Below are 22776 nucleotides of genomic sequence, written 5' to 3' on the forward strand. Positions count from 1 at the left end.
TCACTTCCCGAACCCGAAGCTGCCGGAGCCCTCGACCTTGGTGCGCAGCCGCTTGCCCTTCTCGGTGGCCTGGTCGTTGAGCTCGTGCTGGAACTCCCGCATCCGGCCGAGCAGTTCCTCGTCGTGGGTGGCGAGGATCCGGGCGGCGAGCAGTCCGGCGTTGCGGGCGCCGGCGACGGACACGGTCGCCACGGGGACGCCGGCCGGCATCTGCACGATGGACAGCAGCGAGTCCATGCCGTCGAGGTACTTCAGCGGGACCGGGACGCCGATGACCGGGAGCGGGGTGACGGAGGCGAGCATGCCGGGCAGGTGGGCGGCGCCGCCGGCCCCCGCGATGATCGCCTTGAGCCCGCGCTCGGCGGCCTGCTCGCCGTACGTGATCATCTCGCGCGGCATGCGGTGCGCGGAGACCACGTCGACCTCGTACGCGATCTCGAACTCGTCCAGGGCCTTGGCCGCGGCCTCCATGACGGGCCAGTCGGAGTCCGACCCCATGACGATGCCGACCGACGGGGCGGGGCGCGTGCCGGCGCCGGTGGAGGGGCGGTGGGCGGGGCTCATTCGGTGATGGTGCCTCTCAGGTAGCCGGCAGCGTGACGGGCGCGCTCCAGCACGTCGTCGAGGTCGTCGCCGTAGGTGTTGACGTGTCCGACCTTCCGGCCGGGCTTCACGTCCTTGCCGTACATGTGGATCTTGAGCTGGGGGTCCCGGGCCATGCAGTGCAGGTACGCGGAGTACATGTCGGGGAAGTCGCCGCCGAGGACGTTGACCATGACGGTCCACGGGGCGCGCGGGCGCGGGTCGCCCAGCGGCAGGTCGAGGACCGCGCGGACGTGGTTGGCGAACTGGGAGGTGACCGCGCCGTCCATCGACCAGTGGCCGGAGTTGTGCGGGCGCATCGCCAGCTCGTTGACGAGGACGCGGCCGTCGCGGGTCTGGAACAGCTCCACGGCCAGGTGGCCGACGACGCCGAGCTCGCCGGCGATGCGCAGCGCCATCTCCTCGGCGTGCAGCGCGAGGTCCTCGTCGAGGTCGGGGGCGGGCGCGATCACGGTGTCGCAGACCCCGTCGACCTGCCGGGACTCGACCACCGGGTAGGCCACGGCCTGGCCGTGCGGGGAGCGCACCACGTTCGCGGCGAGCTCGCGCACGTAGTCGACCTTCTCCTCGGCGAGGACCGGGACGCCGGCGCGGAACGGCTCGGCGGCCTCCTCGGCGGAGCCGACGACCCACACGCCCTTGCCGTCGTAGCCGCCGCGGACGGTCTTGAGGACGACGGGGAAGCCGTCGCCCTCGGCCGCGAACGCGGCGACGTCCTGCGGGTCGGCCACGATGCGGTGCCGGGGGCAGGGGACGCCGATCGCGTCGAGCCTGGCCCGCATCACGCCCTTGTCCTGGGCGTGCACGAGCGCGTCGGGGCCGGGGCGCACGGGGATGCCGTCCGCCTCCAGGGCCCGTAGGTGCTCGGTGGGCACGTGCTCGTGATCGAAGGTGATCACGTCGCAGCCCCGTGCGAAGGCGCGCAGCGTGTCCAGGTCGCGGTAGTCGCCGATGACGACGTCGCTCACGACCTGCGCCGCGGAGTCCTGGGGAGTGTCACTGAGGAGCTTGAACCTGATGCCCAGCGGGATGCCCGACTCGTGTGTCATACGAGCGAGCTGGCCACCGCCGACCATGCCGACTACCGGGAACGTCACGCCCCCAGGGTATCGGCCGCGCCACCGGGGCCGGATTCCGCGCCCTCGGTGCGCGTCCCCGCCCCGTGTTTCCGGGCCTTCTTGCCGGTCCTTTCCCGGACTCTTCCCGATCCGTTGCCCGCCGGGAGCCCGGTCCGCAGGCGCGGGGCCGGGCCGCTGGTTAGCATGGCGGGGTTGACGAAACCGACCGGACGGGGGCCTTCACGACCATGGGACGTTCCTCGGCGCTTCGACCGGCGCCCGCGACGCCCCGCAGTGCCCTGAGGAGGCGTGTCGACCGGCTCTGGCGTGAGATGGCCAAGTTCGGCGCGGTGGGCGGAGCGGGACTCCTGGTCAATCTGCTCGTCTTCAACCTGGTCCGGCACGTGACCGGCCTGCAGGTGGTACGGGCGAGTGTGATCGCGACGATCGTGGCGATCGTCTTCAACTACATCGGTTTCCGGTACTGGACCTACCGCGACCGCGACAAGAGCGGCCGCACCAGGGAACTGGGCCTGTTCCTGCTGTTCAGCGTCATCGGCCTGGTGATCGAGAACGGCGTGCTCTACCTGGCGACGTACGGCTTCGGCTGGGACAGCCCGCTGCAGAGCAACGTCTTCAAGTTCCTCGGCATCGGCGTGGCGACCCTGTTCCGCTTCTGGTCCTACCGGAGCTGGGTGTTCCGCACGCTGCCGGCCCGCGCGGCCGTGGCGGACGCGGAGTCGATCCTCGAGGCGGAGTCCGGCCGGCCGCGGCCGCGGGCCTACCGCTGACGCCTCTGGCCGGCGCCTGCCGCTGACCCCCGCTCCTCCCTCCCCGCCGCCGCGCGATCGGGGCCGGCGGATCAGCGGACCATGGGCCGGTCCTCCGCGAGACGCCGCGAGGGCGGGGTGCGGGACAGGAAGAGCCCGAACACCGGGGGCTGGGCCTGGAGCAGCTCCAGGCGGCCGCCGTCGGCCTCCGCGAGGTCGCGGGCGACGGCCAGGCCGATGCCCGTGGAGTTCCGGCCGCTGATCGTGCGCTCGAAGATCCGGGCGCCGAGGTCGGCGGGGACGCCGGGACCCTCGTCGGTGACCTCCACGACCGCCTGGTTCCCGGTCACACGGGTGCGCAGCGCGACCGTGCCGCCCCCGTGCATGAGCGAGTTCTCGATCAGCGCGGCCAGCACCTGCGCGACCGCGCCGGGCGTGCCGACGGCCTGCAGGTGCCGCTTGCCCGAGCTGACCACCGCGCGGCCGACGCTGCGGTAGGCGGGGCGCCACTCGGCGAGCTGCTGCTGGATGACCTCGTCCAGGTCGAAGGAGACGGCGGAGCCGGTGCGCGGATCCCGGGAGTTCGTGAGCAGGCGCTCCACCACGTCGGTGAGGCGCTCGACCTGGGTCAGCGCCACGTTCGCCTCGTCCTTCACCGTGTCCGGGTCGTCGGTGAGGGTGATCTCCTCCAGCCGCATCGACAGCGCCGTCAGCGGGGTGCGCAGCTGGTGGGAGGCGTCGGCGGCCAGCCGCCGCTCCGCGGTGAGCATGCGGCCGATGCGCTCGGCGGAGGAGTCCAGGACGTCGGCGACCCGGTCCAGTTCCGGAACGCCGTAGCGCTTGTGGCGGGGACGGGGGTCGCCCGAGCCGAGGCGCTCGGCGGTCTGGGCGAGGTCGGTCAGCGGGGAGGCGAGCCGGTTGGCCTGGCGGATCGCGAGCAGCACCGCGGCGACCACCGCGAGCAGCGCCACCAGCCCGATGATCAGCAGCGTCCGCCCGACCTCGCGGGTCACCGTGGAGCGCGGCTCCTCGACGGTGACCGTCTCGCCCTGCTCGCCCCGGGCCGTGGAGCGGATCACCTCGCCGGACGGCTTCCGCCCGACCTCGATGACCCGTTCGCCGGGGATCCGGATCACGGCGTAGGGGCTGTCGGTGACCTGCTCCTTGAGGATCTGCGCGTTGACGGTCTCCGCGCCGAGCAGCCGGCTGTCGACGATGCTGGCCAGCCGCAGCGCCTCGGAGTCGACCCGCTCCTGGGCGCTGTTGCTGATCGTCCGGGTCTCCACGATCACCAGGGAGACACCGAAGACGGCGATCACCACGAGCACCACGGCGAGCGTGGACTGGATCAGTCGGCGGCGCATGTCCTCTTACCTGCCGGGCCCCGGGGACTCAGCTCTTCTCGAAGCGGAAGCCCACGCCGCGCACGGTGGCGATGTAGCGGGGGTTGGCCGCGTCGTCGCCGAGCTTCTTGCGCAGCCAGGAGATGTGCATGTCGAGGGTCTTGGTCGACGACCACCACGTGGTGTCCCAGACCTCGCGCATCAGCTGGTCGCGGGTGACGACCCGGCCGGCGTCGCGCACGAGCACCCGCAGCAGGTCGAACTCCTTCGCGGTGAGCTGGAGTTCCTCCTCGCCCATCCAGGCGCGGTGCGACTCGACGTCGATGCGGACGCCGTGCGTGGCCGGCGGCTGCTGGGGCTCGGCGGCGCCGCGCCGCAGCAGGGCCCGGACGCGGGCCAGCAGCTCGGCGAGGCGGAACGGCTTGGTGACGTAGTCGTCGGCGCCGGCGTCCAGGCCGACGACGGTGTCCACCTCGTCGGCACGGGCGGTCAGGATGAGGATCGGCACGGTGTGGCCGTCGGCGCGCAGGCGGCGGGCGACCTCCAGGCCGTCCATGCCGGGCAGGCCGAGGTCGAGCACGACCAGGTCGACGCCGCCCTGCATTCCGGCGTCGAGCGCGGTGGGTCCGTCCTCACGCACCTCGACCTCGTAACCTTCCCGGCGCAGTGCGCGGGCCAGCGGCTCCGAGATGGACGCGTCGTCCTCGGCGAGCAGTACACGGGTCATGAGCTGATGGTAGTCCGCCCGCGCCGCACGCCGGGGCGGTGCTGCGGTGTGATCGGCCGCGGCCGTTCTTACCTTGCCCCTGCGGCACGGGCCACCGAACGGAGATGCGATCCTGGGGGAACACCGGCAGGGTGCGCGCGGTTCCGCGCTTCCCTGTGATCCGCGTCTCAAGTCCTTCCATTTCCGGCAGTGTCCTGCCGTAAGGTGACCTGAACGCCTGTAGCACACCGGGGACCTTTGGCGATCGTCTTCCAGACGCTGAGGGTCTCTTTCATGTGCGGGCCGGTCACACCGGCCTCGATAGGAATGACCTAGGGCCGGGCCTGCCACATCTACGCGTGTGGAGGCGTGGATCCCGGTGACTGCCGTCCGCCGCTCCGAGACCCGGAGCGGACTCCCCCCGGGCGTGGGGTGGACGACGGTCCTGCCGGTGCCGGCCGCCCCCACCGGGCGCGTTTCCGCTCATCGCAGCGCGTCCCGACCAGCAAGGAACGACCATGGCGTCCAGCCTGACGAAGGACTCGGTCCGTCCGGGCACCCCCGGTTCCGAGAAGACCTTCTTCGGCCACCCCCGCGGCCTGGCCACCCTCTTCATGACGGAGATGTGGGAGCGGTTCTCCTACTACGGCATGAAGGCCCTGCTTCCGCTCTACCTGGTGGCACCGGGCGGCCTGCACATGAACGCGGCCACCGCGACCGCGATCTACTCGGTCTACCTGTCCCTCGTCTACCTGCTCGCCCTGCCGGGCGGCTGGTTCGCCGACCGCGTGCTCGGCCCCCGCAAGACGGTCGCCGTCGCGGGCGCGATCATCATGGTCGGCCACCTGACGCTGGCACTGCCCAGCTCGGGCACCTTCTTCGCCGGCCTGGGCCTGGTGGCCATCGGCTCCGGTCTGCTGAAGGCCAACATCTCGACGATGGTCGGCCACCTCTACAACGGCCCCGAGGACGAGCGCCGCGACGGTGGCTTCACCCTCTTCTACATCGGCATCAACCTCGGCGCCTTCCTCGCGCCGCTGGTCATCGGCACCGTCGGCGAGAGCGTCAACTGGCACCTCGGCTTCGCGCTGGCCGCGGTCGGCATGGCGCTGGGCCTGGCCCAGTTCCTGCTGGGCAGCCGCCACCTGGACGCCCGCTCGAGCGTCGTCCCGACCCCGCTGTCGGCCGAGGAGAAGCGGTCCACCCTGATGAAGTCCGCCCTGTGGGCGGGTGTCGCGGTCGTCTTCTACGCGATCGTCGGCTTCTCCGGTGCGTACACGCTGAACTGGCTGCTGGTCCCGATCACGCTGGCCGGCCTGGTCATCCCGATCCTGGTCATCGCGCGCATCAAGCGGGACAAGGACCTCGACCGTCCCGAGCAGTCGAAGATGACGGCGTACATCTGGTTCTTCGTCGCCGCGGCCGTCTTCTGGATGATCTACGACCAGGGTGGCTCCACCGTCTCCCTGTTCGCCGACTCCTCCGCGAAGAACACGATCTTCGGCTGGGGCTTCCCGGTCTCCTGGTACCAGTCGGTCAACCCGATCATGATCATGGTGCTGGCCCCGGTCTTCGCCTGGGCGTGGCTGGCACTGGCGCGGCGCGGCAAGGAGCCGAGCACCGCGGCGAAGTTCGCCATGGGCCTGATCATGATCGGCGCGTCCTTCTTCCTCTTCCTCGCCCCGCTCGCGATCGCCGACGGCGGTCACAAGGCGGCCGCGATGTGGCTGGTGGCGATCTACTTCGTGCAGACCGTGGGCGAGCTGACGCTGTCGCCGGTGGGCCTGTCGGTCACCACGAAGATGGCGCCCGCGAAGTACGCCTCCCAGATGATGGGCGTCTGGTTCCTGGCCGTCACCGCCGGTGACGCCACGACCGGTCTGCTCTCCATCGCCGGTGTCGACCTGAACAAGACCGGCATCGTCACCCTGCAGGCCGCCCTCGCGGTGATCGCCGGCCTGGCGGTGTGGATGTACCGCCGCAAGGTCAAGGACCTCATGGGCGACGTGAACTGACCCGTTCCGCCCGTAGGGACACGGGAGGGCCACCGCATCCTCGGGGGATGGGGCGGCCCTCCCGCCTTTTCGCCCGAACGCCCCCGTTCCCGGAGACGCCCTGTTTCCGGGAGCGGGGGCGTTCGCGCGGGGGCGGGCGGGGCCGGGCGGTCTGCGGGGAGGCCAGAGGCGGCCCGGGAACCGGACCGGGCGAGCAGAGCCGGGCCCGGGGGCGTGGCCGGGCGAGGCCGGTCCCGGGGCCGGGCGGTCCGTGCGGGCGGGCGGTCCGTGCGGCCGGGCGGCCCCTGAGGCCGGGCGGTCCCTGAGGCCGGGCGGTGAGGCCGGGCGGTCCGTGGGGGGCGGTCCGTGCGGGCGGGCGGTCCGTGCGGGCGTGAAGGGGCGCGCCCGTAGGCCCGGGCGAGCGGGGCCGGGGTCCGAGAGGGGCGGACCGGAGCCGGACCAGGACGGCCGAGGGCGCGCCGGACGGGCCCGAGGACCGCGAACGCGGCCTGGGCCGGGCCACAGGGACCGGGCAGGCGCAGGCGCAGGCGGGAGCCGTACCGGGCGAGCAGAGCCGGGCTCGGGGGGCTAGGCGGAGCGAGGCCGGTCCCGGCGCCGGGCGGTCCGTGGGGCGCGACGGAGCGTGCCCGTACGGCCGGGCGAGCGGGGCAGGGTCCGAGGGGCGGACCGGCGCGGACGGGCCGGACGGCGCGATGCGCGCCGGATCGCTGGGATCCGGCGCGCATCGGGGACGGCTCGGGCGGGACCGGTCCGGCTAGGCGGGGGCGCCCAGTTCGGCCCAGACCTTCTTGCCGGCGACACCGGGGGCGCGCATCACGCCCCAGTCGAGGCAGAGGCGCTGCACGATGAACATGCCGTGGCCGCCGGGACGGCCCGCGCGGTGCGGGGTGCGGGGCGCCGGCTGGCCCGTGCCGCGGTCGGAGACCTCGACCCGGATCACCTTGTTGTCGCAGGCGATCTCCAGTTCGTCCGGGCCCTCGGCGTGCAGGCACGCGTTGGTGACCAGCTCGGACACCACGAGGAGCACGTCCTCGGCGGCGGCCCGCTGGTCGGCGCCCGCGGCCGGCAGCCAGCCCCAGGCGTACAGCGCCTGGCGGGCGAAGTCACGCGCGAGCGGCACGACGCCGCTCGCGCCGTCGAAGGTCAGTCTGCGGACCTGTCGGCTCCCCGACGACACGGTCGGCACGGCCGCCGCCCCCCCGACGGGCGTGCCGGCCACCGGAACGCCCCCCTCGGGCACCCCGGAAGCGCCGCCGGCCTCCGGGCCGCGGTCGCCCGGCGAGTAAGGCCGGGTGGTGCTCATCAGCGCTTCACCTCACCGATTCACCAATTCACGATCAAGAAGTCACTACGGATGCGGTCAGTACGTCAGTGGTACACACGCCGTACGGGCGGTCGTCGGCTCCCCGTCGAGCGGTCGACTCGTTCTGGATGTCTCCTGCCCGACCCGCCCGGCGGAACACCCACGATTTCGACACGAAGGGCGTGACGCCCGATACGCACCGGTCGGGGGAGGACGGAAAAACACGTCGAGGGCCCTGGCGGTCGGCTCAGCCGGTCTCGTCGGCGAGGGCGTCGTCGAGGGTGTCGTGCACGGTGAACACCGCTTCCGCACCGGTGATCTCGAACACGCGCGCCACCACCGGCTGCATGCCGGCGAGATGGACCCCACCCCCGGCGGCCTCCGCCTTGAGTCGTGCGCCCAGGAGCACATTGAGCCCGGTGGAGTCGCAGAACTCCAGGCGCGAGCAGTCCACGACCAGGCGCGAACGCCCCTTGGCGAGGCACTCGTCCAGGGGCTCGCGCAAGAGGTCGGCCGTGTGGTGGTCCAGCTCACCGGCCGGGGTCACCACGGCACTGGATCCCTCCTGCCGCACCTCCACCAGAAGCCGGCCCGACTGTGCGCTGCCGACCGTCCCGCGGTCCATGCCGTCTCTCTCTCCGGGTCTTGGCTGCTCTGACGCCCTCGAACACTACGCCTTCCCTCACCACTCCGACACCCGAACAACCGCACACAAACGGACATATCCCCACAGAACACACTTGCGGTGACGTCGAGGAACCGGGTAGGGCTAGTAAGGACACGTACCCGACACGGCCGGCTTTGGAGGCGCCGCACACCGCAGTGCACGAAAAGGCTTCGGCAGCCTCATGCCGAGAACGATGGAGGACATCATGTCACCCCGGCTCGACGCATCGCATACCCCCACGGCGACGTCGACACCCCCCCAGGACCGTCTTGATCCCATCGGACTGCGGCACGAGAGCGCCGAACGGCCCGAGGAGAGCGGCGTCCTCGACGGACTGCCCGACATCCCCCCGTACGACGAAGTGGCCCCCGACGACGCGCGGGCCCTGTCGAAGTCCCTCTTCGAGCGGATGGACGTCCTCGAGGAAGGCACCCACGAGTACGCCTACGTGCGCAACACGCTCGTCGAGCTGAACCTCGCCCTGGTCAAGTTCGCAGCCTCCCGCTTCCGCTCCCGCAGCGAGCCGATGGAGGACATCATCCAGGTCGGCACGATCGGCCTGATCAAGGCGATCGACCGCTTCGAACTCGCCCGCGGCGTGGAGTTCCCCACCTTCGCGATGCCGACCATCATCGGCGAGATCAAGCGCTTCTTCCGTGACACCTCGTGGTCCGTGCGCGTCCCACGCCGGCTCCAGGAGCTGCGGCTCGACCTCGCCAAGGCCGGGGACGAGCTGGCCCAGCGCCTGGACCGGGCACCGACGGTGGCCGAACTCGCCGAGCACCTCGGCCTCTCCCGCGACGAGGTCGTCGAGGGCATGGCCGCCTCCAACGCCTACACCGCCTCCTCGCTGGACGCCCAGCCCGAGGAGGACGACTCGGAGGGCGCGCTCGCGGACCGCATCGGCTACGAGGACCACGGCCTCGAGGGCATCGAGTACGTCGAGTCGCTGAAGCCGCTGATCGCCCAACTCCCGTCCCGGGACCGGCAGATCCTCTCCCTCCGCTTCGTGGCCAACATGACGCAGTCGGAGATCGGCGAGGAACTGGGCATCTCGCAGATGCACGTCTCCCGGCTGCTGTCCCGGACCCTGGGGCGGCTGCGCAGGGGGCTGACCACCGAGGAGTGAGGCCGGCCCGCCGGGCCCGCCCGGACGGGTCCCGGGCCCCCGCCGACGCGATGTTCTCCGTCCGGCGCCGAGTGCGGCGCCGGACGCCGTGCGCCGGGGCCGCCCGTGGCCGTCCGTGTGCGGCCCGCTTGATTACCTGAGGTAACCCCTTTCCCCCACCGGTCCCGTCCACCACTATGGTCACCCGCAAACCGGCCGGTATGCCCATGCCGCGGCCCCGGCCAGGTCGCCGCGCACGCGGCAGCGGTACGGGGGCGAGGAGGCGCGCGGATGGCTCGGGCCGGTGTGACCGACGACGACGTCGAGACCGGGGACACGGGCGACGGAACGCACGCGGACACTCCGGACGAACGGCTCACCGGACTGCTGCGCACCGACGCCTCGGCCGCCTACCCGGCCCTCCGGGAACTGCGCGCCCGGCACCGGCCCGCGGTCCTCGCCCACGCCCGCCGGTGCACGACCGGCGACGCGGCCGCCCGCCAGCTCGCGGCGCAGGCCTTCACCCTCGCGGCCCGCGAGACGGCCCGCGGCACCGACCCGGGCGTCCCGCTGCGGCTGCACCTGCTGCTGCTGACCGCAGGCGTCGCCGCCTCCTGGGCCCGCGACGAGCGCTCCGGCGGCATCGACCCCGGCCTGCTGCTGGTGCTGAACACGGCGGGCCCCGCGGGTCCCGTCCCGCCGCTGCTCGCCGCGTTCCGGACACTGCCCTCCCGCGCCCAGGGCCTGCTCTGGTACGGCGTCGTGGACCAGGAGCCCGAGCGCCGCACCGCGGTCTTCCTCGGCCTGACCCCCGGGGACGTGGCCCACGGCGTCCGGCAGGCCCGCCAGGCCATGGCCGGCGCCTGTCTGCGCAAGCGCCTCGCCGCCTCCGACGACCCCCGGTGCGGCGACTTCCGGCGGCTGATCGAGCAGTCCGTCCGGCCCGACGCCCCGCGCCCGAGCAGCGACCTGCACGCCCACATGGCGCACTGCCCCCACTGCACGGCGGCCTTCGAGGAGCAGTCCGCACTGCGCGACGACCCGTGCACCGCACTCGCCGAGGGACTGCTGCCGTGGAGCGGTGCCGCGTACGTCAGGCGCCCGGCCGAACCGGTGCCGGGGGTGCGCGCCGCGGCCGAGGCATGGCCCGCCGCCCGGCGCCGCGGGCTCGCCGCGGCCGCGCTCGCCGTGGCGCTGAGCCCGCTGCTGCTGTTCCTGCCGGCCCCGGGCGGCAGCCACCGGCCCGGGGCGGCGGCCGTGGCCACACCCGCCGCCCCGCCGCAGGTGACGGTCACGGCCACGGTGCCCGCGCCTCCGGCCACGCCCTCGCCGTCGGCGACGTCCCCCCCCCTCGCCCACGTCTTCACGGACGCCGCCGCGCACGGCCGCCCCGCATCCGGTCCCGCCCCCGGCGCCCGCCCCGGTGCACCCGCCCGGCGCCGCGCCCGCGCAGGTGGTGGACGCGGCCTCCGGCCGCTGCCTGGACGTGGCAGGCGACTTCGACGACGGCACGGACGTCGTCACGGACCGCTGCACGGACTCGCCCACCCAGCGCTGGCGGGTCGACGCCGCGCGCGGGGTGCTCCAGTCCGCCGCCGATCCCGGCTTCTGCCTCGACAGCCGCGGGTCCGTCGACAACGGTGTCGGGATCTGGGAGTGCTCCTCGGTATACGGCCGGCACGGGCAGAACCTGACCTTCACCGTCGACGCGGACGGGGTCGTCCGGCCCGCCGTCGCCCCCGGGACCGCGCTCACGGCGAACGCCGACGGCGACCTCTCCTTCGCCCCGCTCGACGGCGGCAGCCTGCAGCGCTGGCGGGCGGGCGCCTCCTGAGCGCCCGCCGGGGGCGCGGGCGGGACGCCCGGGCGGTCAGACCTCGCGTGTCCCGCGCCGCCAGACACCGGTGACCAGCGGGACGCCCGGACGGTAGGCCAGGTGCACATGGCTCGGCGCGTCCAGGAGGGCCAGGTCGGCCCGCGCGCCGGGGGCGAGGCGGCCGACATCGGTGCGGCGCAGGGCCGCGGCGCCGCCGGCCGTCGCCGACCAGAGCGCCTCGTCGGGCGTCATCCCCATGTCGCGGACGGCGAGCGCGATGCAGAAGGGCATCGAGGAGGTGTAGGACGAGCCCGGGTTGCAGTCCGTGGAGAGGGCCACGGTGGCGCCTGCGTCCAGCAGGCGGCGGGCGTCGGGCCACTCGGCCCGGGTGGAGAACTCGGCGCCGGGCAGCAGCGTGGCGACGGTGCGGCCGGAGGCCAGGGCGTCCACGTCGGCGTCCGTCAGATGGGTGCAGTGGTCGGCGCTGGCGGCGTCGAGCTCGACCGCGAGCTGCACGCCGGGGCCGTGACCGAGCTGGTTGGCGTGGATGCGCGGGTGCAGTCCCCGGGCCCGGCCGGCGGTGAGGATCGCACGGGCCTGGTCGCCGTCGAAGGCGCCCTTCTCGCAGAAGACGTCGATCCAGCGGGCGTGCGGGGCGCAGGCGTCCAGCATCGGGCCGGTGACGAGGTCGACGTACGCGGCCGGGTCGTCGGCGTACTCGGGGGAGACGATGTGGGCGCCGAGGAAGGTGACCTCGTCGGTGTGGCGGGCGGCGATGCGCAGCGCGCGGGCCTCGTCCTCGACGGTCAGGCCGTAGCCGGACTTCGTCTCGAAGGTGGTGGTGCCCTGGCGCAGCGCCTCGGCGAGGTGGCGGACGAGGTTGGCCTCCAGCTCCGCGTCGCCGGCGGCGCGGGTGGCGGCGACCGTGGTGCGGATGCCGCCGGCGGTGTAGGAGCGGCCCGACATGCGGGCGTTGAACTCCTCGGTGCGGTCGCCCGCGAAGACGAGGTGGGAGTGGGAGTCCACGAAGCCGGGGATCACCGTGCGGCCACCGGCGTCGACCCGGTTGTCGGTGGCGGGTGCCGTGCCGGCCTCACCGGTCCACACGACGCGGTCGCCCTCGATGACGAGGGCCGCGTCCCGGATCAGCCCCAGGGGGGACCGGTCGCCGACGGAGGGGTCGTTGGTGACCAGCGTGGTGATGCCGGTGATGACGGTGCTGCTGCTCATGATGTCCTCGGTGTCCTCGGCGTTCTCGGCGTTCTCGGCGTCCTCGAGCACGCCGCGGGGGTTCAGCCGCGCAGGGCGTCGATCGCGTCCGCCAGTGCCGACGCCACGTCGGGCACACGCGTGTGGACGCCGTCCCGTACGACGGTCCGGCCGCCCACGACCGTGTGCCGTACGTCCGCGGCGGTCGCGGCGAAGACGGCCGTCTCGGCGCCCAGCCGGGGCAGCGGTCCGGCCGTCCTGACCGAGTCGAGGGCGATCGTCGTCAGGTCGGCGAGGGCGCCGGGTTCGAGGGTGCCGGCGTCCGTCCAGCCGAGGGCCGCGTGGCCGTCGGCGGTGGCCGCGCGCAGCAGGGCGGCGGCCGTCCAGTGTCCGCGGGTGCGGGTGCGCAGCCGCTCGTTCAGCTCCATCGCGCGGGCCTCTTCGAGCAGGTCGATCACGGCGTGGCTGTCGGAGCCGAGGGAGAGCGGGGAGCCGGCGCGCTGGAGGGCGACGGCCGGGCCGATGCCGTCGGCGAGGTCCCGCTCGGTGGTGGGGCACATGCAGGTGCCGGTGCCGGAGCCGCCGAGCAGGGCGATGTCGTCGTCGGTGAGGTGGGTGCTGTGCACCCCGGTGGTGCGCGGTCCGAGGACGCCGTGGTCGGCGAGGAGCCGGGTGGGCGTGCAGCCGTGGGCCGCGTGGCAGGCGTCGTTCTCGGCGGTCTGCTCCGACAGGTGCACGTGCAGCGGGGCCCGCCGCTCCTCGGCCCAGCCCGCCACGGTCGCCAGCCGGTCGGCGGGCACGGCCCGCACGGAGTGGATCGCCGCTCCGATCCGTGCGTGGTCGCGCTCCTTGAGCGCGGCGGCGCGCTCCGCCCAGTCGTGTGCGCTGCCGTCGCTGAAGCGCCGCTGGTGGGGGGTGGGCGGTTCGCCGAAGCCCGCGGAGAGGTAGGCGGTGTCGAGGAGGGTGATGCGGATGCCCGCCTCCGCGGCGGCCTCGATCAGCGCCTCGCCCATCGCGTTGGGGTCGGCGTAGCGGATGCCGCCCGGGGCGTGGTGCAGGTAGTGGAACTCGCCGACGCAGGTGATGCCGGCCAGCGCCATCTCGGCGTACACGGCGCGGGCGAGCGCGCGGTACGTGTCGGGGGTGAGCCGGTCGGCCACGGAGTACATGACCTCGCGCCAGGTCCAGAAGGTGCCGGAGCCGACCTGGACGGTGCCGCGCAGGGCCCGGTGGAAGGCGTGGCTGTGGGCGTTGGCGAGTCCGGGCAGGGTGAGGCCGCGCAGCACCTCGGCGCCGGGCGGCGGCGCGGGCACGTCCGTGCGGACGGCGGCGATGCGTCCGTCGCGGACGTCGAGTGCCACACCGGGCTCGGCGCCGGTGCCGAGCCAGGCATGCTCCAGCCAGTACGTGCGTGTCACCTGCAGGCCAGCCCTTCCAGTACGTCGGCGAGCGCGCGCACCCCGGCCAGGCAGTCGTCCTCGGTCGCGGACTCGGCCGGGGAGTGCGAGACGCCGGTGGGGTTGCGCACGAACAGCATGGCGGTCGGGATGCGGTCGGAGAGGATGCCGGCGTCGTGTCCGGCGCCCGTGGCGAGGACGGGCACCGTGAGACCGGTGTCCCGGCCGAGGATGCGGGCGACCTCGTCGCGCAGGGCGTGGTCGAACTCGACGACGGGCGTGAAGGACTCGCGGACCACGTCGAGGTCGACGCCGTGGGCGGCGGCGTACTCGCGGGCCGCCTTCTCGATGCCGGTGACCACGCCGTCCAGGGTCTCCTGGTCGGCGGCACGGGAGTCCAGCCAGCCGCGCACCAGGGAGGGGATGGCGTTGACGCCGTTCGGTTCGACGGAGATCTTGCCGAACGTGGCGACGGCTCCGGCGAGTTCGGCCTCACGGCGGGCCGCGAGCACGGTCTCGGCGTACGACGGCATCGGGTCGCGGCGGTCGGCGAGGCGGGTGGTGCCGGCGTGGTTGGCCTCGCCGTGGAAGTCGAACCGCCAGCGGCCGTGCGGCCAGATGGCGCTGGCGACACCGACCGCGTCGCCGGTGAGGTCGAGGGCACGGCCCTGCTCGACGTGCAGTTCGACGAACGCGCCGATGCGGGCGAGGCGCTCCGGGTCCGGTCCGATCGCGCCGGGGTCGTACCCGGCGGCCTCCATGGCCTGCGGGAGGGTGATCCCGTCGCCGTCGGTGAGGCGGTGGGCCTCCTCGGCGGTGAGCCGGCCGGCCGTGAGCCGGGAGCCGACGCAGGCGAGCCCGAAGCGGGCGCCCTCCTCGTCGCCGAAGTTGACGACGGCCACCGGCCGGGTGAACCGCGCCCCCCTGTCGCGCAGTTCGTCCAGGGCGGCGAAGGAGGACACCACGCCGAGGGGGCCGTCGAAGGCTCCTCCGTCGGGCACCGAGTCCAGGTGGGACCCGGTCACGACGGCGTCGCCGGCGGCGGGGTCGCCGAGCCAGGCCCACTGGTTGCCGTTGCGGTCGGTCTCGTGGGCCATCCCGCGCGCCTCGGCCTGCTCGCGGAACCAGGTGCGGCACTCGGCGTCGGCGCCGGTCCAGGCGTAGCGGCGGTAGCCGCCGGAGGCGGAGCTGCGGCCGACCGGCAGCAGCTCCGCCCACATGCTGTGGAAGCTCAACGCCCCTCACCCTCGCGCATCGGGACGCGGACGCCCCGCTCGTCCGCGACCGACTCGGCGATGTCGTAGCCGGCGTCCACGTGCCGGATGACGCCCATGCCCGGGTCGTTGGTGAGGACGCGGCGGATCTTCTCCCCGGCCAGGGGCGTGCCGTCGGCGACGGTCACCTGGCCGGCGTGGATGGAGCGGCCCATGCCGACGCCGCCGCCGTGGTGGAGGGAGACCCAGGATGCGCCGGAGGCGACGTTGACCATGGCGTTCAGCAGCGGCCAGTCGGCGATCGCGTCGGAGCCGTCGAGCATGGCCTCGGTCTCGCGGTACGGGGAGGCGACGGAGCCGCAGTCGAGGTGGTCGCGGCCGATGGCCAGCGGGGCGGCCAGCTCGCCGGAGGCCACCATGTCGTTGAAGCGCTCGCCGGCCCTGTCGCGCTCGCCGTAGCCGAGCCAGCAGATGCGGGCGGGCAGGCCCTGGAAGTGGACGCGCTCGCCGGCCATCCTGATCCAGCGGTGCAGGGACTCGTTCTCCGGGAACAGCTCCAGGATCGCCTTGTCCGTCCTGGCGATGTCCGAGGCCTCGCCGGACAGGGCGGCCCAGCGGAAGGGGCCCTTGCCCTCGCAGAACAGGGGGCGGATGTAGGCGGGCACGAAGCCGGGGAAGGCGAACGCCCGGTCGTATCCGGCCAGCCGGGCCTCGCCGCGGATGGAGTTGCCGTAGTCGAAGACCTCGGCGCCGGCGTCCATGAAGCCGACCATGGCCTCGACGTGCCGGGCCATGGACTCGCGGGCGCGGGCGGTGAAGCCGGCAGGGTCCTTGGCGGCGGCGTCGGCCATGTCCTCGAAGGCGATCCCGACGGGCAGGTAGGCCAGCGGGTCGTGGGCGGAGGTCTGGTCGGTGACGATGTCGATCGGCGCGTCCATCGCGAGCAGCTGCGGGACCAGCTCGGCGGCGTTGCCGAGGACGCCGATGGACAGCGGGCGGCGGGCGTCGCGGGCCTCGGTGGCCAGCCGCAGCGCGTGGTCGAGGGAGTCGGCCCTGACGTCGAGGTAGCGGTGCTCGATGCGGCGGTCGATGGCGCGCGGGTCGCAGTCGATGCAGAGGGCGACGCCGTCGTTCATGGTGACGGCGAGCGGCTGGGCGCCGCCCATGCCGCCGAGGCCCGCGGTCAGGGTGATGGTGCCGGCCAGGGTGCCGCCGAACTTCTTCGCGGCGACGGCGGCGAAGGTCTCGTAGGTGCCCTGGAGGATGCCCTGGGTGCCGATGTAGATCCAGGATCCGGCGGTCATCTGGCCGTACATGGTGAGGCCGAGGGCCTCCAGGCGCCGGAACTCCTCCCAGTTCGCCCAGTCGCCGACCAGGTTGGAGTTGGCGATGAGGACGCGCGGGGCCCACTCGTGGGTCTGCATGACGCCGACCGGGCGGCCGGACTGGACGAGCATGGTCTCGTCCTGCTTCAGACCCTGCAGCGTCCGCACCATCGCGTCGAAGGAGCGCCAGTCGCGGGCGGCCTTGCCGGTGCCGCCGTAGACGACGAGCTGGTCGGGGTGCTCGGCGACCTCGGGGTCCAGGTTGTTCTGCAGCATCCGCAGGGCGGCCTCCTGCTGCCACCCCAGGGCGCTCAGTTCCGTACCGCGCGGCGCCCGTACGGGGCGGGGTCCTGACATCGTCTGCCTCCCGGCGCATTGTTGCTGTCGTTATTCACATCCTGAACCTCTGAATAGAACTAGTCAATACATCGGCACGACACCACGGCGCACGCCGGGCGCACTGCCGCACGCCCCGGCCCGGTCCGCGCTCCCCCCGCGCTCCGCGCCGCACTCTCCCCCTCCGCGCCCCGCCCGCCGCCCGCCCGCGCCCCCGCATCCGCGGACCCGCCCCTCCGTCGCCGGCACCGGCGCACCCCCGCGGATCGGCGCACCGGCGGGTCGGCCGGATGCATGAGCACCCCTCGGCCGGGGGACGCGAACGGCATGGGCGAGCAGCACCAGGGACAGCCGGCCGCGGCCGGGGAGCAGCAGCGGCCGGCGGCCGGGACCCGGGAGGCGGGCGGGCCGGGCGGCCCCGGGGAGGCGGGGCGGCGCGCCCGGCGCCGGGACGCCGCCGTGCGGGCCGCGGTCGCCCAGGGGCTGATCGGGCCGGACGAACCCCTCGTCTGCCTGCTCGACGTGGCCGGGATCCGGGAGTCGGCGGCTGCGCTGCGGTCCGCGTTCGCGGAGGTGGCCGCGCCGGGGACACCGGTGCTGCACGCCTTCGCGGTGAAGGCGGCCCCGCTGGTGCCGGTGCTGCGACTCCTGCACGAGGAGGGCGTCGGCGCCGAGGTCGCGAGCCCCGGCGAGCTGGCCCTGGCGCGGGCGGCGGGCGTCCCGGCCGGGCGCACCGTCCTCGACTCCCCCGCCAAGACGGCCGGCGAGCTGCGCGAGGCCCTGGCGCTGGGCGTCGCCGTCAACGTGGACAACCCGCAGGAACTGGACCGGCTCGACGCGCTGGTCGCCGGCGCCCCCGGTGCGGGGCCCCGGCCCTCCGTGGGCATCCGGGTCAATCCGCAGATCGGCGCCGGCTCCATCGCGGCGCTCTCGACGGCGACGCCGACCTCGAAGTTCGGCGTGGCGCTGGAGGACGAGGGTGCGCGGGCCTGGGTCGTCCGGGCCTGCCTGGACCGCCCCTGGGTGACCCGGCTGCACACCCACACCGGCTCGCAGGGCGTCCCCCTGGAGCTGATGGCGCAGGGGGTGGCCCGGACGTACGCCCTGGCCGAGGAGATCAACGCACGGGCCGGCACGCGGCGGATCGACACCCTGGACATCGGCGGCGGGCTGCCGGTGAACTTCACCTCCGACGAGACCGACCCGGCCTTCGCCCGGTACGCGCGGCTGCTGCGGGAGGCGGTGCCGGGCCTGTTCGACGGGCGGTACGGGCTGGTCACCGAGTTCGGGCGGTCGCTGCTCGCCAAGCACGGCACGGTGCTGGCCCGGGTGGAGTACACCAAGCAGGCCGGCGGGCGGCCGGTCGCGGTCACGCACGCGGGGGTGCAGGTCGCCACCCGCACGGTGTACGCGCCCGGCGCATGGCCGCTGCGCATCGCCTCGTACGACGCCGCGGGGCGGCCCCGGACGGGACCCGAGGTGGTGCAGGACGTCGCGGGCCCCGCGTGCTTCGCCGGCGACCTGCTCGCCGAGGGCCGCGCGCTGCCCCGGCTCGAACCGGGCGACATCGCCGCCGCGCTGGACACCGGCGCGTACTATTTCGCCCACCACTACGGATACAACTCGCTCGCCCGGCCGGGAGTCCTCGGCTTCGCGCAGGACCCGTCGGGCCGGGTGGCCTTCGCGACCGTGCGGGCGCCGCAGACGCTCGACGAGATCGTGGCCGCCTCGGGCGGAGGACACGCTTCGGCGCTCACCGCCCTGCGGACCCCCGGGCGCCCGTGACGCCCCCGGGGAACTCCCGTGCATCTGGTGTGAAAACCGGGTCAGTCGACCCACACTAGTGCCTCGGTCGCATGTTCCACCGGAAAATGCCAGATCCCTCATCACCCGCGCACACCGTGCGTAGCGTCGGCATCACTCAGCCGAACCCGAGGCGGGAGGGGAAGACACGGTGCCCGGAATCGACGAGTGCCTGCTGGAAGCCATGCGGCTGCCCGGCGCGCGCGGGGCTTCGCTGGTGGACTGGACGAGCGGCCTGGCACTGGGCACGGTCGGGGAGTCGCCGGGCGGGGACCACGAGACCACCGCGGCCGAGGCCGCCGAGCTGGCGCGGTTGGCCGCCGAGCACGGCGCCTTCGCCGCGGCCGACGACCCCGGCGGCGAACGTCCGCCGGTCGAGGACCTGATCGTCAGCAACCGCGACAGCTACCACCTGCTGCGATTCGTGGACACCTCCTTCGACAGCAGCGTCTTCCTGCACCTGTGGCTGGCCCGCGCCGAGGGCAACCTGGCCCTGGCCCGGATACGCCTGGGCGAGATGGCCGAACGGCTGGTGCTGGGATGACCATGGTCGGGACCCCACCGCCGCGTCTGCCGGTCCGGGACCGCGCCTCCGCCACCGAGCGGGCCTGGGGCGGGCTGTCGCCCATGCTGACCCGGCTCGCCGCCGAGCGGGCCACCGGCGTCCTGGTGCGGGCCCGCGGCACGCTGTACCTCGCCGAGGGGATGGTGGTGCACGCGGAGAGCCCCGCGGCGGCCGGGCTGGACGCGCTGCTGACCGCGCACGGCACGCTCGCGCCGGAGGTGTGGCAGGACGCCGTCGCCCGCTCCGACGGCCGGCACGGCGCCGCGCGCCTGCTGCTGGACGGCGGCCACCTGTCCCCCGGGGCGCTCCAGCTGTGCCACCTGGGCGCGCTGTACGACGCCGCGTACTTCGCGCTCGCGCCGAGCAGCGCCCCCGGCCGCTTCCGCTACGGCGTTGCCCACCGGCTCGGACCGGTCCTGCCGGTCCAGGTCGCGGCGCTGGAGCGGGAGACGCTGCGCCGGCGGGACCTGCTGGACCGCATCTGGCCCGACGCGACGCCGGACGAGGCCCCGCTGGAGCGGACGTACGCCTCCGGGGCCCCGAAGCTCACCACCCGGCAGCAGACCCTGCTGGACCGGATCGACGGCACCCGCACCGCCACCGGTCTGGCCCACGGGCTGGGACGGCAGTCGTTCCACACCCTGGTGGACGTCCGGCGCCTGGTCGCCGCCGGCCTGGTGGCGCCGCGGGCACCGGCCGCGCCGGAGCCCGTCGTCCACCCGCCCCCGCACACGCACACGCCCGCGGCCGCCGAGCAGTTGGCGTACACCACCGACCCCCACATCACGTTGCTGAAGAGGCTCAGGGATGCGCTGGAGGCCCTTTGAGAGGAGACACCGGATGGCAGCCGAGCCCGAAATCCTGGAGGAACTGCGCCGGCTCAGAGCCCGGGTGCCCCAGCTGACCGGTGCCCTCGCCGCGAGCGTCGACGGCCTGGTCCTGGCCCACGACACCCCGGGCGTGGAGCCGGAGAGCCTGGCCGCGCTCACCGCGACCGCGCTCGGCGTCGCCGTCCGCATGGCGGACGTGACCGCCCGGGGCGAGCTGCGCGAGCTGCTGCTGCGGGGCGTCCACGGCTACGTGGCGACGTACGCGGCCGGCCACACGGCCGTGCTGACGCTGCTCGCCCAGGACCGGATCAACGTCGGCCGCCTGCACCTGGAGGGCCGCCGGGCCGGCGGCCGCATCGGCGAGCTGGTCGACGCCGAGGCCGCCGCCCGGGCCCCGGCCAGGCCGCCGGTGAAGGCCGCCGCCAGGACCGGCACCCCACGGACCAGAACCACGCGCACACCGCGCACCACGGCGCCGAACGCGCCCACCACCACCGATAGTTGAGAGAACAGGGAGAACCACCCATGGCGAACACCGACACCTGCCTCAAGGAAGCGCTCGCCTCCATCGAGGGCGCCACCGCGGTCGCACTCGTCGACTACACCAGCGGCATGGCGCTGGGCACGCTGGGCGGCGGCAAGACCTTCGACCTGAACGTCGCCGCCGCCGGCAACACCGACGTCGTCCGGGCGAAGATGCGCACCATGGAGCACCTCGGCCTCAAGGCGCAGATCGAGGACATCCTGATCACGCTGTCCGACCAGTACCACATGATCCGCCTGATCAGCGGGCGCGGCGGGAACGGCCTCTTCCTCTACCTCGTGCTGGACAACAAGCGGGCCAACCTGGCGATGGCCCGTCACCAGCTGCGCCGGATCGAGGAGGACCTGGAGGTCTGAACCACCCCGGGCCCCGCCACCGGGCTCCCGTCACCGCCCGCGCCGCACGGGGAGACCCCCTCCCCGCCGCACCCGGGCACCGACGGGAGCCGGGCGCCGGGGCCTCACCGTGTACTACGGGCGCCGGGGCGCCCACGTTCAGCGACCGCTCCAGCTGGTGCGGGGCCGCGGTCCGAGGGCCCGTCGTCCGGGCCGGGAGTCTGGCGGCCGCACCCGAGACGCGTCCGAGAACGCGGGCGGGGGCGGTCCGTCACTCGACGAACAGGCTCCGCGCCGCCGCCTGCACGTCGAACTCCTCCAGCCGTGCCTGTGCGTCCGGCAGGTCGTCGCACATCGCCTCCAGCAGGACCCGGCCGAGCAGCATCGGCGCGCAGGCCGTGTCGAAGGCGAGGCCGGTGCCCACGGCGGCGGGCAGCAGCAGGTCGGAGAACTTGGCGACCGGCGCGAACGCGGAGTCGGCGACCGTGACGACGGTCAGCCCGGCCTCCCGGGCGTGGGCGAGGGCGTCGACGACCTCGCGCGGGTGCCGCGGAAGCGCGAAGCACAGCAGTGCGCTCGCCCCGGCCCGGACGGCCGCGTCGATCCGGTCCTGGACCATGGTGCCGCCCTCGTCGAGCAGCCGTACGTCGGGATGGACCTTGGCGGCGAAGTACGTGAAGCCGTAGGCCTGGGAGGCTGCGGCGCGCAGGCCGAGGACGGGCAGCGGGCGGGAGGCGGCCAGGATCCGGCCGGCCCGGCGCACCGGCTCCGGGTCGGCAAGTGCCGCCGCGAGGTGCCGCAGGTTCTCGATCTCGGCCTCGACGGCCTGCTGGTACTCGTTGTAGGAGGCGGGGCGGGCGGCGGGCTCGGCCGGCGCGACCTCGCGCAGGTGCCGGCGCAGCGCCGGATAGCCGTCGAACCCGAGCGCCACGGCGAAGCGGGTCACGGACGGCTGGCTGACACCGGCCAGTTCGGCCAGTTCGACGCTGGACAGGAAGGGCACGTCGGCGGCGCGCCGGACCATGCTGTGGGCGATGCGCCGCTGGGTCGGCGTGAGCCGGTGCCCCTCGAAGAGCGCCTGCAACCGCGCGGCAGGACTGTCGGTCACGCTCATGACGTACTCCCCCTCCAGAAGTCTCGACGCCCCGGGAGAGTACTCCCCGACCACCTTCTATTCAGATACCCAGAACTCTGCATGAGGTCATGCAGACGGGCAAGCAGGCGGGAGGGCCGCCGGGGGCAGGCTCCTGTCAGGGGCGATCCAGGCCCCAGGTCTGCAGGATGAAGGGCCGCCCCTTCTCCTCCCCCTTGATCAGCGGTACGTCGAGGAGGCCGAAGCCGGCCCTGGTCGCCACGGCGACGCTGGCGGCGTTCTCGGCCTCCAGCTCCAGGATCACGCGTTCCGCGCCCAGTTGCTCGAAGGCGTACGCGGCCATCACCCGCACCGCCCGCGCCGCCAGCCCCCGGCCGCGGTGCGCCGGTCCGACCGCGTAGCCGATCTCCGTGCCCTCGGGCGCTCGCCGCAGCATGACCTCGCCGAGCGGTGCGCCGCCGTCGGCCGTGATGGCGAGCAGGACGGCCGTGCCCTCCGCCCGCAGCCGCCGGCACCGGTCCAGTCGTGCGCGGGCGGCCGCCGCGTCGAAGGGGGAGGCGATCGGTGTCCAGTACGCGATGTCGGGGTGGTCGAACAGCTCCGGCATCGCGGCGAGGTCCGCTTCCGTCCAGTCCCGCAGGACGAGCCCTTCCCCCGCGAGCTCGATGCGTGCGGGAAAGGACGGGGTGGTGCCGGTCATGGTGGAGGGCCTCCCTGGCCTGGTGGGGACGAGGCA

Annotated in this window: 22 protein-coding genes; 9 read left to right on the plus strand and 13 right to left on the minus strand. The window is 74.0% G+C overall.

Going from position 1 to position 22776, the window contains the following annotated elements; genetic code table 11:
• On the minus strand, positions 1-564 hold the full coding sequence (purE, locus tag P3H78_RS23710) for a 5-(carboxyamino)imidazole ribonucleotide mutase (protein WP_276111156.1): 564 nt from the start codon (positions 562-564) through the stop codon (positions 1-3).
• Positions 561-1700: a 5-(carboxyamino)imidazole ribonucleotide synthase gene (locus tag P3H78_RS23715; protein ID WP_276111157.1), complete on the minus strand. Its 1140-nt coding sequence runs from the start codon at positions 1698-1700 to the stop codon at positions 561-563. The genes purE and P3H78_RS23715 overlap by 4 nt, the downstream gene beginning before the upstream one ends.
• 209 nt (positions 1701-1909) lie before the next feature.
• On the opposite strand from P3H78_RS23715, the gene P3H78_RS23720 reads away from it, so the two are divergent.
• A complete protein-coding gene (locus P3H78_RS23720) occupies positions 1910-2452 on the plus strand; it encodes a GtrA family protein (protein ID WP_276111158.1) in 543 nt (180 codons plus the stop codon).
• A 71-nt stretch (positions 2453-2523) separates the two neighbouring features.
• On the opposite strand, the gene P3H78_RS23725 is transcribed toward P3H78_RS23720, so the two are convergent.
• Positions 2524-3795 (minus strand): sensor histidine kinase, encoded by a 1272-nt coding sequence (locus tag P3H78_RS23725; protein WP_276111159.1) that lies wholly within the window; start codon positions 3793-3795, stop codon positions 2524-2526.
• A 28-nt stretch (positions 3796-3823) separates the two neighbouring features.
• Positions 3824-4501 carry a response regulator transcription factor gene (locus P3H78_RS23730; protein ID WP_053661516.1) on the minus strand — a complete coding sequence of 226 codons (678 nt, stop codon included), beginning with the start codon at positions 4499-4501 and terminating at the stop codon, positions 3824-3826.
• Between the two features lie 497 nt (positions 4502-4998).
• On the opposite strand from P3H78_RS23730, the gene P3H78_RS23735 reads away from it, so the two are divergent.
• A complete protein-coding gene (locus P3H78_RS23735; RefSeq protein WP_276111160.1) occupies positions 4999-6495 on the plus strand; it encodes an oligopeptide:H+ symporter in 1497 nt (498 codons plus the stop codon).
• Between the two features lie 754 nt (positions 6496-7249).
• On the opposite strand, the gene P3H78_RS23740 is transcribed toward P3H78_RS23735, so the two are convergent.
• Together P3H78_RS23740 and P3H78_RS23745 are read right to left on the minus strand one after the other, a co-directional pair.
• Positions 7250-7798 carry an ATP-binding protein gene (locus P3H78_RS23740; RefSeq protein WP_276111161.1) on the minus strand — a complete coding sequence of 183 codons (549 nt, stop codon included), beginning with the start codon at positions 7796-7798 and terminating at the stop codon, positions 7250-7252.
• A 247-nt stretch (positions 7799-8045) separates the two neighbouring features.
• Positions 8046-8423: an STAS domain-containing protein gene (locus P3H78_RS23745; RefSeq protein ID WP_276111162.1), complete on the minus strand. Its 378-nt coding sequence runs from the start codon at positions 8421-8423 to the stop codon at positions 8046-8048.
• A 247-nt stretch (positions 8424-8670) separates the two neighbouring features.
• Between P3H78_RS23745 and P3H78_RS23750 the strand changes: the two genes are divergently transcribed.
• Positions 8671-9594: an RNA polymerase sigma factor SigF gene (locus P3H78_RS23750; RefSeq protein ID WP_438828028.1), complete on the plus strand. Its 924-nt coding sequence runs from the start codon at positions 8671-8673 to the stop codon at positions 9592-9594.
• A 180-nt stretch (positions 9595-9774) separates the two neighbouring features.
• Here P3H78_RS23750 and P3H78_RS33580 read toward each other — a convergent pair whose 3' ends face one another.
• Positions 9775-10548 (minus strand): hypothetical protein, encoded by a 774-nt coding sequence (locus P3H78_RS33580; RefSeq protein WP_438828029.1) that lies wholly within the window; start codon positions 10546-10548, stop codon positions 9775-9777.
• Positions 10549-11059: 511 nt separating this feature from the next.
• Between P3H78_RS33580 and P3H78_RS33585 the strand changes: the two genes are divergently transcribed.
• On the plus strand, positions 11060-11407 hold the full coding sequence (locus tag P3H78_RS33585) for a ricin-type beta-trefoil lectin domain protein (RefSeq protein WP_438828032.1): 348 nt from the start codon (positions 11060-11062) through the stop codon (positions 11405-11407).
• 36 nt (positions 11408-11443) lie between these two features.
• Here the strand turns inward: P3H78_RS33585 and hutI are convergent, their stop codons facing one another.
• From hutI to hutU, 4 genes are all read right to left on the minus strand, one after another.
• Positions 11444-12619 carry an imidazolonepropionase gene (gene hutI, locus P3H78_RS23760; protein WP_276111262.1) on the minus strand — a complete coding sequence of 392 codons (1176 nt, stop codon included), beginning with the start codon at positions 12617-12619 and terminating at the stop codon, positions 11444-11446.
• Between the two features lie 62 nt (positions 12620-12681).
• Complete coding sequence (locus P3H78_RS23765) at positions 12682-14016, minus strand: formimidoylglutamate deiminase (RefSeq protein ID WP_276111163.1); 1335 nt, start codon at positions 14014-14016, stop codon at positions 12682-12684.
• On the minus strand, positions 14013-15230 hold the full coding sequence (locus P3H78_RS23770; protein WP_276111164.1) for an allantoate amidohydrolase: 1218 nt from the start codon (positions 15228-15230) through the stop codon (positions 14013-14015). The genes P3H78_RS23765 and P3H78_RS23770 overlap by 4 nt, the downstream gene beginning before the upstream one ends.
• The gene (gene hutU, locus P3H78_RS23775) at positions 15227-16891 is read right to left on the minus strand and encodes a urocanate hydratase (RefSeq protein ID WP_276111165.1); all 1665 of its coding nucleotides are present in this window, start codon (positions 16889-16891) and stop codon (positions 15227-15229) included. Before hutU ends, P3H78_RS23770 begins: the two co-directional genes overlap by 4 nt.
• Positions 16892-17164: 273 nt before the next feature.
• Between hutU and P3H78_RS23780 the strand changes: the two genes are divergently transcribed.
• The 5 genes from P3H78_RS23780 to P3H78_RS23800 all read left to right on the plus strand — a co-directional run bounded on the left by P3H78_RS23780 (position 17165) and on the right by P3H78_RS23800 (position 20968).
• Positions 17165-18655: a type III PLP-dependent enzyme domain-containing protein gene (locus tag P3H78_RS23780; protein ID WP_276111166.1), complete on the plus strand. Its 1491-nt coding sequence runs from the start codon at positions 17165-17167 to the stop codon at positions 18653-18655.
• A gap of 169 nt (positions 18656-18824) precedes the next feature.
• Complete coding sequence (locus P3H78_RS23785) at positions 18825-19217, plus strand: hypothetical protein (RefSeq protein ID WP_276111167.1); 393 nt, start codon at positions 18825-18827, stop codon at positions 19215-19217.
• Positions 19214-20065, plus strand: coding sequence for a transcriptional regulator (locus P3H78_RS23790; protein WP_276111168.1), 852 nt, complete (start codon positions 19214-19216; stop codon positions 20063-20065). The genes P3H78_RS23785 and P3H78_RS23790 overlap by 4 nt, the downstream gene beginning before the upstream one ends.
• Positions 20066-20078: 13 nt before the next feature.
• On the plus strand, positions 20079-20573 hold the full coding sequence (locus tag P3H78_RS23795; protein WP_276111169.1) for a roadblock/LC7 domain-containing protein: 495 nt from the start codon (positions 20079-20081) through the stop codon (positions 20571-20573).
• Positions 20574-20593: 20 nt separating this feature from the next.
• Complete coding sequence (locus tag P3H78_RS23800; protein ID WP_276111170.1) at positions 20594-20968, plus strand: roadblock/LC7 domain-containing protein; 375 nt, start codon at positions 20594-20596, stop codon at positions 20966-20968.
• Between the two features lie 250 nt (positions 20969-21218).
• Here P3H78_RS23800 and P3H78_RS23805 read toward each other — a convergent pair whose 3' ends face one another.
• Both P3H78_RS23805 and P3H78_RS23810 read right to left on the minus strand, forming a co-directional pair.
• Complete coding sequence (locus P3H78_RS23805) at positions 21219-22061, minus strand: MurR/RpiR family transcriptional regulator (protein ID WP_276111171.1); 843 nt, start codon at positions 22059-22061, stop codon at positions 21219-21221.
• 136 nt (positions 22062-22197) lie between these two features.
• On the minus strand, positions 22198-22740 hold the full coding sequence (locus tag P3H78_RS23810) for a GNAT family N-acetyltransferase (RefSeq protein WP_276111172.1): 543 nt from the start codon (positions 22738-22740) through the stop codon (positions 22198-22200).
• Between the last annotated feature and the right edge of the window lie 36 nt (positions 22741-22776).

Source organism: Streptomyces tropicalis, assembly GCF_029269835.1.
Lineage (GTDB): Bacteria > Actinomycetota > Actinomycetes > Streptomycetales > Streptomycetaceae > Streptomyces > Streptomyces tropicalis.